This window comes from Mycobacterium sp. (genome assembly GCF_050701675.1).
GTDB lineage: Bacteria > Actinomycetota > Actinomycetes > Mycobacteriales > Mycobacteriaceae > Mycobacterium.
The window spans coordinates 1-11,694 of sequence record NZ_JBOGDD010000108.1 but is presented as its reverse complement, the minus strand read 5'-3'; the positions used below and the strand labels follow the sequence as shown (position 1 = coordinate 11,694).

Annotated in this window: 10 protein-coding genes; 4 read left to right on the top strand and 6 right to left on the bottom strand. The window is 67.0% G+C overall.

The window, feature by feature from the left end:
- The 3 genes from ACRDUX_RS03370 to ACRDUX_RS03360 form a co-directional block, all read right to left on the bottom strand.
- The coding region (locus ACRDUX_RS03370; RefSeq protein WP_526411017.1) for a LysR family transcriptional regulator at positions 1 to 215 on the bottom strand (215 nt) is incomplete at its 3' end.
- Positions 216 to 248: 33 nt separating this feature from the next.
- Positions 249 to 788, bottom strand: a complete 540-nt coding sequence (locus ACRDUX_RS03365) for an LOG family protein (RefSeq protein ID WP_526411015.1) — start codon at positions 786 to 788, stop codon at positions 249 to 251.
- A gap of 38 nt (positions 789 to 826) precedes the next feature.
- The gene (locus ACRDUX_RS03360) at positions 827 to 1,411 is read right to left on the bottom strand and encodes an NAD-dependent epimerase/dehydratase family protein (RefSeq protein WP_526411013.1); all 585 of its coding nucleotides are present in this window, start codon (positions 1,409 to 1,411) and stop codon (positions 827 to 829) included.
- Between the two features lie 91 nt (positions 1,412 to 1,502).
- On the opposite strand from ACRDUX_RS03360, the gene pdxR reads away from it, so the two are divergent.
- From pdxR to ACRDUX_RS03345, 3 genes are all read left to right on the top strand, one after another.
- Positions 1,503 to 2,936 carry a MocR-like pyridoxine biosynthesis transcription factor PdxR gene (pdxR, locus tag ACRDUX_RS03355; RefSeq protein ID WP_526411011.1) on the top strand — a complete coding sequence of 478 codons (1,434 nt, stop codon included), beginning with the start codon at positions 1,503 to 1,505 and terminating at the stop codon, positions 2,934 to 2,936.
- A 99-nt stretch (positions 2,937 to 3,035) separates the two neighbouring features.
- Positions 3,036 to 3,815, top strand: coding sequence for an SDR family oxidoreductase (locus tag ACRDUX_RS03350; protein WP_526411010.1), 780 nt, complete (start codon positions 3,036 to 3,038; stop codon positions 3,813 to 3,815).
- Positions 3,816 to 4,062: 247 nt separating this feature from the next.
- Positions 4,063 to 5,520, top strand: coding sequence for an aldehyde dehydrogenase family protein (locus ACRDUX_RS03345; RefSeq protein WP_526411008.1), 1,458 nt, complete (start codon positions 4,063 to 4,065; stop codon positions 5,518 to 5,520).
- 4 nt (positions 5,521 to 5,524) lie between these two features.
- Here the strand turns inward: ACRDUX_RS03345 and ACRDUX_RS03340 are convergent, their stop codons facing one another.
- Positions 5,525 to 6,466, bottom strand: coding sequence for an extracellular catalytic domain type 1 short-chain-length polyhydroxyalkanoate depolymerase (locus ACRDUX_RS03340; protein ID WP_526411006.1), 942 nt, complete (start codon positions 6,464 to 6,466; stop codon positions 5,525 to 5,527).
- A 148-nt stretch (positions 6,467 to 6,614) separates the two neighbouring features.
- Here ACRDUX_RS03340 and ACRDUX_RS03335 point away from each other — a divergent pair, with 148 nt between their 5' ends.
- Complete coding sequence (locus ACRDUX_RS03335) at positions 6,615 to 7,769, top strand: NAD(P)/FAD-dependent oxidoreductase (protein ID WP_526411004.1); 1,155 nt, start codon at positions 6,615 to 6,617, stop codon at positions 7,767 to 7,769.
- A 263-nt stretch (positions 7,770 to 8,032) separates the two neighbouring features.
- Here the strand turns inward: ACRDUX_RS03335 and ACRDUX_RS03330 are convergent, their stop codons facing one another.
- A complete protein-coding gene (locus ACRDUX_RS03330; protein WP_526411002.1) occupies positions 8,033 to 10,576 on the bottom strand; it encodes an excinuclease ABC subunit UvrA in 2,544 nt (847 codons plus the stop codon).
- A 136-nt stretch (positions 10,577 to 10,712) separates the two neighbouring features.
- Positions 10,713 to 11,694 (bottom strand): helix-turn-helix transcriptional regulator (locus ACRDUX_RS03325; RefSeq protein ID WP_526411000.1); only part of this gene is annotated, 982 nt, incomplete at its 5' end.

Sequence of the window (11,694 nt, the reverse complement as noted above, 5' to 3'; positions counted from 1 at the left end):
AGGCTGCGCCGGGCGTGCTCGAGCATGATCTGCCCATACGGGTTGAGCTGCAGCCGCCGATTGATCCGGTCGAACAACTGCGTCCCGGCCTGGTCTTCGAAGCGGGCCAGGGCACGCGACAGCGTCGGCTGGCTGATGCCCAATTCGGCCGCGGCATCCGTGACGTGTTCGGTCTCGGCGAGCACGACGAACCACTGCAGTTCCTCAAGGTGCACCGCCCGACGATAGCGAAAGCGCGGGTCGCCGCGTCACCGCCGACCGACGGACTCCTCGAGATGGGCGAGCGCACCCGCACCGTCCTCGGCGAAGTGAATCAACCCGGCCAACGGGATCGGCAGGAACCCGTCCTCGTCCATCCGGCGCAGTTGCAGCGCCAATCCGTCGTAGAAGCCTGCGGAGTTCAGCAGCACGACCGGCTTTTCGTGAAGTCCGTGTTTGCGCAGCTCCAGGATCTCGGTCGCCTCGTCGAGGGTGCCGAGACCGCCGACCATCACCACCACCGCGTCGCAGCTGGCGAGCAGCACGGCCTTCCGCTCGGCGAGGTCCCTGGTGATCACCATCTCGTCGGAATCCCGCCTCGCCCGGTCTCTGAGGAACTCCACGGAGATTCCGACCAGGCGCCCTCCGGTTTCCCGCACTGCATCGGCGACGACCTTCATCAGACCGGTGTCCGATCCACCCCACACCAGGGTGTGGCCGCCCCTTCCGACGAGTTCACCGAACTCGCGCGCGGGCGTGGTGTAACGATCGTCGAGGTCGGCGGCGGAGAGGAAGACGCAGATCTTCATGTGCGGCGGTCACTTTCAGCGTTCCGTAGTCGTGCTGGCTAGTCATCGACGATCGTCAGTATGCCCGTCGGCGCATCGAGGGCTTCCAGGGTCCGGGCTGCGGCGGCGTCGATGTGCACGCGGGGGGCGGGCGGAAGTTGCCCTTCGAAGTAGGTGCCTGGCCCGTGGAAGAAGCCGTAGCGAAGGACGACGCCGGACACCCCAAGGACGCCCTCCTCCAGAGCCGCGACGGCGTCGGCTTCCGGTCCTGGCTCCATCGTCCACGCGACGCTCTGCGCCACGACCTTCGTCCGGTTCAGATCCGCAACGGCGTCGAGGAGGTTCCTGGTGCCCTCGCTTCGTATCCGCGCGTTCAACAGCGATTCCCGCGGCAAGTTCGCCAGATCGTCCGGGAGGTCGGTCAGTTCGTGCAAGAGCAGATCGGGTGCGAAGGCGCGAACGGCGCCGGTCAACGCCGAGCGGTCGAAGACGTCGCAGACGATCGGCTGTGCTCCCACCAACGCCAGCTGACCGGCCTTCTCCGCCGACCTCGTCATCGCGCCCACCGTGTGCCCTGCGGTGAGCAGCATGGGCAGGAGGCGAGTGCCGATCGCCCCGGAGGCACCCGCGAAGTAGATGCGCATGGTCGTTACTCCTTCGTGGTTCTGATCGGGATGATTCCGATCTCGAGTCCGACGCTACCCATGAAGTGGCACGGGTCTATGGTCCAATTTCATGACGGATGACTGGGCCACTACTCCAGAGGGCGAGGCCTTCGTAGTCGGGCGCGACCTGCATCTGGACCTCGCCGGGCCCGGTTTGCGGGCCGGACTCATGGACGCTTTGCGCGAGGCCGTCCGCACGGGGCGCCTGGCACCGGGCATCAGACTGCCGTCGTCGCGTTCACTGGCCGCCGACCTCGGCGTCGCGCGCAACACAGTGGCCGATTCGTACGCGGAACTGATCGCCGAGGGCTGGCTCGTCGCACGGCAGGGATCCGGCACCAGGGTGGCCAGACGGGCCACGCCGCGCACCGCCACGCCTGCGGCCCACTCCAGCCCGGTGCGAAGCCGGCCCACCTATGGCCTGCTGCCGGGGTCGCCGAATCTCGCGGAGTTTCCCCGCACCCAATGGCTCGCCGCTGCCAGGCGCGCGCTGACCGTCGCACCGCACGACGCCTTCGGCTACGGCGATCCTGCCGGCCGCATCGAACTGCGCGCAGTGCTCGCGGAGTACCTGGCGCGGTCTCGAGGGGTACGCGCCGACGCCAATCGGATCGTCATCTGTTCCGGCTTTCACCACGGGCTGACGTTGATGGCACACACACTGCGGGCGCGGCGGGTGCGGGCGGTCGCCGTCGAGTCCTACGGCTTCGACGTCTATCGGGGCGTGCTTGCCGGTGCAGGGCTGCGTATTCCGTCCCTGCACGTCGACGAAAGTGGCGCGCGCACAGATGGTTTGGCGCAATTGCGAGAAGCGGGCGCAGTGCTGCTGACGCCGGCCCATCAGTATCCGACGGGAGTGGAGTTAGCGGCGGAACGGCGCGCGGCGGCCGTCGACTGGGCGCGTGCCGCCGGCGGGCTGATCGTGGAGGACGACTACGACGGGGAATTCAGATACGACCGACAGCCGGTGGGCGCGCTACAGGGCCTCGACCCGGAGCGGGTGGTCTACATCGGTTCGGTCAGCAAGTCGCTCGCGCCGGGCCTGCGGCTCGCCTGGATGGTGCTGCCAGAGGAGCTGATCGCGGAGGTCTTGATGGTCAAGGGGCCCGTCGACTGGTCGAGTGCGTTCGAGCAGCTGACGCTCGCCGAGTTCATCTCCTCGGGCGCTTACGACCGTCATGTGCGCTCGATGCGCCTGCAGTACCGGCGCAGGCGCGACCAGCTCGTCGCCGTGCTCGACCAACGGGCTCCCGGCGTCCGCGTCACCGGTATCGCCGCCGGATTGCAGGCCGTTGTCGAGCTGCCGCGTGGCACCGAGCGCTCGGTCGTCGAGGCAGCGGCCCGGCGTGGTCTGGCGGTGAGCGGCCTGGCGGAGTACCGCTACGAGGTCGAGGATTCCGAATCGGGGTTGGCGCAGCGAGATGCCCTGATCATCGGATATGCGGCCCCGTCCGACAGCGCATGGGCCGGTGCCATCGAGGCGCTGTGCGCGGTGCTCCAATAGTCGCTCGAGGCCGGGCGAGCGAACCAGCTTAGGCAATCCTTTGTCGACGCTCTAAGGTGGCGAGAACATGATTACCGTTCTTGCCGAAGGTGGTTTGCAGTGACTTCTCAACATGCCGACGCCGAGGGGCTGCGGTTGCTCGTCGTCGGGGCGTCCTCGGGCATCGGCCACGCGGTCGCCGCCAGCGCCGCCGAGCGCGGCGCCAAGGTTGCCGTCGCTGCGCGACGGATGGAGCTGCTGACTCAGCTCGCCGACACCATCGGCGGTTCGGCGTTCGAACTCGACGTGGAGGACTCGGCGGCCATCCCCGGGGTGGTGGATGCCGCGGTCGAGACGCTGGGCGGTCTCGACGCCGTGGTCTTCACCAGCACGGTCATACCGTTCGCTCACATCGAGGACACCGACGTGACGACCTGGATTCACGCCTTCAGCGTCAACGCATTGGGCGCGAACAACGTCCTGCGGGCCGCGCTGCCGCACCTGTCCGAGAACGGGGTGGTGCTCGTCGCCTCGAGCTTCGACGTCGGCCGTCCGCGCGCCGGAGTCGCCGCCTACAGCGCCAGCAAGGCCGCGCTCGACGAGATCTTGAACTCGTGGCGCAGTGAACACCCGCACTTGTCCGTCGTGCGCGTCGGCATGGGTCCGACACAGGACACCGAGATTCTTCGCGGCGCCGACCGCGACCTGCTGTCCCAGCTGTTCAAGTCATGGTCAGAACACGGTCAGCTTCCCGCGCGGATGTCGGCTCTCCAGGACGTCGCCAACACACTGGTGTCGCTGGTCACCCTGGCGTATGCGAATCCGACCGTCGTTCCGGAGGTCGTCCAACTGGCTCCGCGGATCAAGAATTCCCACCGCGTGCGATCCAACCCCGCCTGACCACACGCTGGCCGAAGTCGGCCCGCCAATTGCCCGGTGACGTTTCGCCGCGCCACTTTCCCGCGGGCGCTCTATTGACCTCTGCCCGCCGCGGGTGCTAAGCAGGTGCTCAGCATAATGCGGCCCCGCGATCCCGTTCCATCCCAACTCCGAGAGGCGCTTGACGACGGGTCCGGTCACGAGTTTTCAAATCCATTGTGCGACACACTCTTCAGCGAAACCAGGATCGAAGGAGTCGAGGGCCAGGATGACAGTGCAGTCGGTATTGGACGAGATACGTGAACGGCCCGGCACCGGTGACGTGATTCCGATCATCGATCCCGTGACGGAAGAGCAGATCACCGAATTCACCGACTGCGGCGCCGACGGCGTCAACGAGGCAGTGGCCCGCGCGAAGGCGTCGTTCGAGGCCGGGGTCTGGTCGGGGCTGCCAGGAACCGAACGGGCCAAGGTCCTGTGGCGCATCGCGGACCTGATCGATGAGCACGCGGCCGAGTTCGCGGAGATCGACTCCGCCAACACCGGCATGATGAAGATGCAGTCGGAGTTGGTGGTACCCACCTGCGCGGAATTCTTTCGCTACTACGCCGGGTGGTGCACCAAGATCAACGGCACCGCCTACAACGTGCGGTCCACCGGCATCGCCTCGGCAGGGTATGTCGACCAGCACGCCTACACCCTCAAGGAGCCCTACGGTGTCGTCGGGCTGATCTTCCCGTGGAACGGGCCCATCTTCAACGCCTGCGCCAAGATCGCACCCGCACTCGCCGCGGGTTGCAGCAGCTTGGTGAAACCCGCTGAGGAGACCCCGCTTTCGGCGCTTCTGTTGGACCGGCTGATCCGCGAAGCCGGGGTACCCGACGGTGTGGTCAACCTGATCACCGGCTACGGGCATACGGCGGGCGCGGCCATCAGCGCGCACCCCGACGTCGAGAAGGTCGCCTTCACCGGGTCGACCGAGGTCGGCAAGATGATCGTGCAGGCCTCGGCGGGCAACCTCAAGAAGGTCATGCTGGAACTCGGCGGAAAGTCGCCGGTCCTGATCTTCGACGACGCCGACCTGGAGAAGGCCATCTTCGGAGCGGCGATGGGCATCTTCATCCACTCCGGCCAGGGCTGTGTGTGCGGCTCGCGGATCTTCGTCCAGCGCGGGGTGTACGACCAGGTGGTCGAGGGCATCGCCGGAGTCGCGAACTTCATGAAGTACGGCGGCCCCACCGAAGAGGGCGTCATGAGCGGTCCCTTGATCAGTGCCAAACAGCTCAGCCGCGTTCTTGGCTACATCGACGAGGGCAAGCGCGACGGCGTCGAGGTGGTGACCGGGGGGTACCGGCTCGACCGAAAGGGCTACTTCGTCCACCCGACGGTGCTCACAGGAGTCGATCCGGCCACGAGCAGGCTCTACAAGGAGGAGATCTTCGGGCCGGTGGTGTCCATCATCCCGTTCGACGACGAAGACGAAGCCGTTGCGATGGCCAACGACACCAGCTACGGGCTAGCGGCCACCGCGTGGACCACCAACGTCACTCGCGCCCACCGGATCGTCAAGCGGCTGCAGGCAGGCAGTGTCCAGATCAACTGCCAGCTGGTGTTCGACCATGACGTGCCGTTCGGCGGTTACAAGCAGTCCGGTTGGGGCCAGGAGTTCGGCAAGGACGGCCTCGACGCCTACCTGAAGCAGAAGACGGTCTGGGCGCAGCTGTAACCGGTCACCTGCCGTGGGCGGCGAAGAACTGAGCGCTGCCGAGCGAGGCGTTGAAGACGTCGGTGGTGGCCCCGACCGAACCCGTCGGCAGGGCGAGGGTCCCGGACGGCCAGGTGTGTCCACCCCCGTCGATGCGCAATAGGACGACGTCGGCGCCGTCAGCGCATCCGACCGCAGTGAAGCGATGCACCGCGGTGCCGTCACCGGTGGACGGGAGGACGTCTTCGACGGGTGCGCCTCCGCAGCGGTCCAGATTGCGCCACCGCGATGCCATCGCCGGCGCTGCGACGATGTCGCTGACCCCTCCGAGCCCCTGCATGGTGCCACCGTCGTACGGCACGACCGGGTCGGCGGTCCCGTGCGATTCCAGGACCGAAACGGGTTGCGACGCGTTACACGGGACACCGGTGCCGAGCGTGCCTGCGACCGGTGCGATGGCCGCGATGACGTCGGACCGGTCGCAGGCCAGCCGGTTGGCCATGAAGGCGCCCGCGGAGATGCCCGTTGCGAAGACCCGGCCAGGGTTGATGCCATAGTCGCGAACGAGCCGATCGACGAGTGCCACCAGGAAGCCGACGTCGTCCACACCCGCGTGGTCGGCCGGGGAGGCCCCGCGGCCATCGGCCCAGCTCTGGTCGATGCCGTCGGGATACACCACGACGAAACCGAGCGCATCGGCGATCGCGTCGTAGTTCGTGATCGCCGCCTGCGCCGCACCCGACGCACCGGATCCGTGCAGGTTGATCACCAGCCCCGCCGGATGATCATTGCCCGCCGGAGCATGAACCAGATAGGTACGCGGGAAACCCCCGAATGCCAACTGGCCCTGGGCATTCCCCCAGGGAATCGCCGATGAGGGCCCCATGCCGAGGACGCCACACCACGCGAGGGCGCTGCCGAGCACGGCAGCCAGGGCCGTAGTGGGCACCCGGGCTGCGCCGATCATCGCGTCACCATATACAGGCGATCTTGATCGCGAGAACGTTTGGAGCGTACTGCCCGCGCGGACCTTCTCACCTGCATGAACACCGCCGCGCCAGACCCCCGGCAACGAACCCCGGTGTAAAGGGGCACCGCCCGGGGTATCCCGCGCCATGGACTCAGCCGGATTGATCGTCGTCGGGAGCGGCCCAGCGGGCGTCGCTGCCGCCGAGGCCTTTCGCGCGCACGACCCGGTCAGCCCGGTGCTCATCCTCACCGACGACCGCCATCCGCCGTACGCGCGACCACCATTGAGCAAGGAATACCTCCGCGGAGATACCGACGACGTCGCCCTCCACACGTCACAGTGGTTCGACGAGCGTCGGATCGAGCTTGTGCTCTCCCACCCCGTCGAGAACATCGACGTCGCTTCGCGGCAGGTCACGGCGGGCGGAGTCAGCTACCCCTTCCGGTCGATGGTCCTCGCGTGCGGAAGCAGCCCGTCGCCGCTGACGGTGGACGGCGGCGGGTCCGCGCTGCAACTTCGATCACTCGCCGACGCCGAGCGACTGCGCTACGCCGCGAAGAATGCACGTTCCGCCGTGGTGATCGGCGCCGGGTTCATCGGCTGCGAGGCCGCTGCCTCGCTGGCGATGCGAGGCCTAGCGGTGACGCTGGTGGCACCCGATCGCGTTCCTCAGGCCAAGCGGTTGGGAACCGATGCGGGACAACGCATCAAACGGATGTTGGAGGACGCGGGCGTGGATTACGCCGGCGGGGTGTCGGTCGAGAGCATCGCCGACGGCGCCGTACACCTCGACAACGGCGTCACGGCCAAGGGGGATGTGATCCTCGCCGCCACCGGGGTCGCGCCACGAAGTGAACTCGCCAGGGCGGCCCGCCTGGCGATCAGCGACTCACGAATAGTCGTCCGGTCCGACATGAGGACGTCGAGCCAGCACGTCTACGCCGCCGGTGACGTGGCGTTCGCCTACAACGCCGACGCCGGGCGTCCGATCGCGGTGGAGCATTGGCAGGACGCGACGGACCAGGGCGGCGTCGCCGGGACGAACGCGGCCGGCGGACACGCGAAATGGACTGGAGTTCCCGGCTTCTGGACGACGATCGGTGACGCCACCCTGAAGTATCACGCGTGGGGCGACGGCTATGACCGCAGCCGCCTGCTCGAGCGCGACGGGGGCTTCACCGTCTGGTACGAGGCCGACGGGGCTGCCGCCGGCGTCCTGACGTGCAACGCCGACGACGACTACGAATTGGCCGAGGACCTGATCACCGCAGGGAAGGCGCCGCCGGTGGCGATGACGTGACGGCGATGTGTCGCCGAGAGGCACTTTTGAGGACGGCGAAAAGCGGGTAGTAGCACTGCATCAAGCAATGACACGCAGGCAAGGGGGCACCCGATGATCGATCAAGGCAGTTGGCCGCTCAAGGAGCGGAACGACGAGGTTGGTGCACGCACCACACCGCCCGGATCAGTCCCGTCTGCCGGTGACCCGTCCCTGGAGCTCTTCGGTCATGGCTGGACGCCGAACCGGGAACCGTCGACTCCGGTGGACGTCTACACGGGCCGTCACCGCGCTACGGATGAAAACGGCTGACCCAATCGCGCAGCGAGATAGGGTGCCGTGCGGCTGTCTCCCGCGCTCGCAACGTCTTCCGGTGTGCCTGCCGCGACCACCCGGCCGCCGGCATCACCGGCGCCCGGTCCCAGGTCGATCACCCAGTCCGCACCGGCCACGACACCCATGTCGTGCTCGGCGACCACGACCGTGTTTCCCGCATCGACCAGACGGTGCAGCTGACGCTCCAGCAGTTCGACGTCAGCCGGGTGCAGGCCGGTCGTCGGCTCGTCGAGCACGTACAACGTGTGCCCACGACGCGCCCGCTGCAATTCCGACGCCAGCTTGATGCGTTGCGCCTCGCCGCCGGACAACTCGGTCGCAGGCTGCCCGAGTCGTAGATAACCCAGCCCGACATCACGCAGGGCCGCAAGGCTTCTCGCCGCGCCAGGGATGTCGGAGAAAAACTCTGCCGCCTCGTCGACAGTCATCGCGAGGACGTCAGCGATGGTTCGGTCGCGATAGCGGACCTCGAGCGTCTCCTCCGAGTAGCGAGCACCATGACAGGTGGGGCAGGGCGCGTAAGTGCCAGGGAGGAAGAGCAATTCGACGGCGACGAACCCCTCGCCCTGGCAGGTTGGGCAACGACCCTCTGCGACGTTGAAGGAGAACCGGCCTGCCGTCCATCCCCTGCGACGGGCTTCACCGGTTGCCGCGAACGCCTTGCGAACCGCGTCGAACATGCCGGTGTACGTCGCAAGATTGGACCGCGGCGTCCGTCCGATCGGCCGCTGGTCCACGGTCACCAGCCGGTCGATGACCTCGATGCCGTCGGCCGTCACGCCGATGCCTGCATCGAGATCGGCGTCGATGATGGAGGTGTCCGGCTCGCCGGGCTCCGGCTCGTCCGGTTCGGCGCTACCTGGGCCAAGGTGACGTGTGACGACGTCGCCGACGACCTTGCACACCAACGTGGACTTGCCCGACCCGGAGACCCCCGTGACGGCGGTGAACACCCCGAGCGGGACCTCGACGTCGAGGTTGCGCAGGTTGTGAAAGCAGATGCCGCGCAACCGCAGAGCCCCGGATGCCACCCGTGGTGGCCTGGCGTCGCGTACCGCGTCGTCGAAGAGGTAGCGGCGGGTTACCGAGGCGGATACGTCAGCCAGCGCGGGCACCGGGCCGCTGTAGAGCACCTCGCCGCCGAGTTCGCCTGCGCCGGGGCCGACGTCGACGATCCAGTCCGCGCGGCGAACCACGTCCATGTCGTGTTCGACGACGAATAGCGAATTCCCAGCGCGCCGCAACCGGTCGAGGACGTCGAGCAGCGGCTCGGCATCGGCCGGGTGTAACCCCGCAGACGGTTCGTCGAGCACGTAGAGCACCCCGAACAGGCCGGCCCGCAACTGGGTCGCGATCCGAAGTCGCTGCAGCTCCCCCGGTGACACCGTGGGGGTGCGCCGGTCCAGGCTGAGATAGCCAAGCCCGAGATCGACGAGGACCTGGATCCGCGCGACGAGGTCGGCGGCGATCATCGTGGCCACCTCCGTGTGCTCGCCCGACTCGGTGGACTCGTAGGCCGCCTCGGCGTCGGTGGAAGTCGCCGCAGGCTCCAGCGCGGACGCCAGGTCGGTGAGTGGCATGGCGACGTAGTGCGCAATCGTCTTGTCGGCGAAGGTGACCCGCAACGCCTCCGGCCGCAGACCCGAGCCATCACAGACGGGACACCGGACGCTGTCGACGAACTGCAGCACCCGGCGCCGCATCATCGCGCTCTGCGAATTCGCCAGGGTGTGCCGGACGTGACGCTCGGCGCTGGAGAACGTGCCGTTGTAGTAGTAGTCGGCGGTCACCGGATGTTGGCTGGGATCGATCTCGACGGTCGGCTGGTCGTCGGTGAAGAGGATCCAGTCGCGCTTGCGTTTCGCCAGAGCCCGCCACGGCTTGTCGATGTCGTAGCCGAGGGTGATGAGGATGTCACGCAGGTTCTGGCCCTGCCATGCTCCCGGCCACGCCGCCACCGCGCCTTCGCGGATGGTCAGTGACGGGTCGGGGACGAGCGTCTCCTCGGTGACGCGGTGAATGCGCCCCATGCCATGGCATTCCGGGCACGCGCCAATTGCGGTGTTCGGCGAGAACGAATCGGAGTCCAGTCGCTCGGTCGCCCCTGGCGGGTACGTGCCTGCCCGCGAGAAGAGCATCCGCAACAGATTCGACAGCGTCGTCACGGTGCCGACGGTCGACCGTGACGTCCCCGCTCCCCTTCGCTGTTGCAGTGCGATGGCCGGCGGGAGGCCGGTGATGTCGTCGACCTTCGGCGCGCCGGCGGGCAGCAGCAGACGCCGCGCGTACGGCGCGACCGACTCGAAGTATCTGCGCTGCGCCTCGGCGTAGATCGTCCCGAACGCAAGCGAGGACTTACCGGAACCGGATACCCCCGTGAAGGCCACGAATGCGTCGCGGGGCGCTGCGACGTCGACGTCCCTCAGGTTGTGCACCTGGGATCCGAGAACGCGCACGAAGGGATCGACGTCTTTCGGACCGGTGGGCAGCACACCGCCAGTGTGCCCCGAAGCCGTGCCGCCGAACCTCACCGACGTCCCGACACCACCGTCGACACGTCGACAGTGGCCCTGCGTGAGGAATTCCACAATCCCGTTCGGCTCACCGGATCTTTCGAGAAACGCTGGTTCAGCTGTTGGTCCGGTAGGCGGTGGGGGTCACGCCGACGCGCTGCTTGAAGCTCGTAGCGAAGTGGCTTGGGGTGGAGAAGCCGACGGTGGCGCTAATTTCCGTGATACTGGCAGTGGTCCCGGACAGCAGCGTTTTGGCTCGTTGAATGCGCTGTTCGATCAGGTATTGGTGCGGGGTCGTCGCGAAGGCCGCCGAGAAGGCGGAGAGGAAGCTGCGTGCCGTCATTCCCACCGTGGCGGCCAGAGCATCGAGATCGATGCGGCTGTCCAACTCCGACTGCAGGTAATCGATGACGACCTGCTGTGCGCGCTGATCGAAGTGCCGTTCGACGCCTTCCACGTGTGCCAGCCTGGGTTGGACCGGGTAGTGCTCGGCGATGTGCAGTTGCACTGTTTCAGCCAGAGACTGCCGAAACAAGGTGGCCGCGGCGCCTTCCTGATGGGTCTGACCGGCGAGCCGTTCGACCAGTCGGTGCAGCAGCGTGTCCTGGTATCCCACTCGTGGCGTCAGCCCTCGGTCGCCGAAAACCGATGTGGGCACGATGATTTCGCAGAATCCAACCATCGCACCTTGGGCCAGGGCTGCGTAGCGGTGCTCGGCGGGAATGACCCACACGTCTCCTACTCGGGGAAGGCAATGACCTGACGGGCCACTCTGGAAGTCGATCTCCATGGATTTGAGATTCCCGCGCCTATGTATGACGAATACGTGATGGGGCTCTTGAAAGCACCAGTCCGTGGGAACGGTTACCGCTTCGGCGACGAAACGGAACTCCAGGCCCTGAAGCCGCAGGCCTCGCGCGGACACGACAGTGCGGTCGCTGCGTGCACGTTGCCCGTCCCATACCTGCATCTGGCTGCTCCCTGTTGCGTGCATTTCGAAGGTGAACGACTTTTCGAAGGTATCCAACGATTGCGCCACGATATCGTTCACGCCGCAAATCAAGGAATGGGGAACGATGACCGACAATCTCATCGCC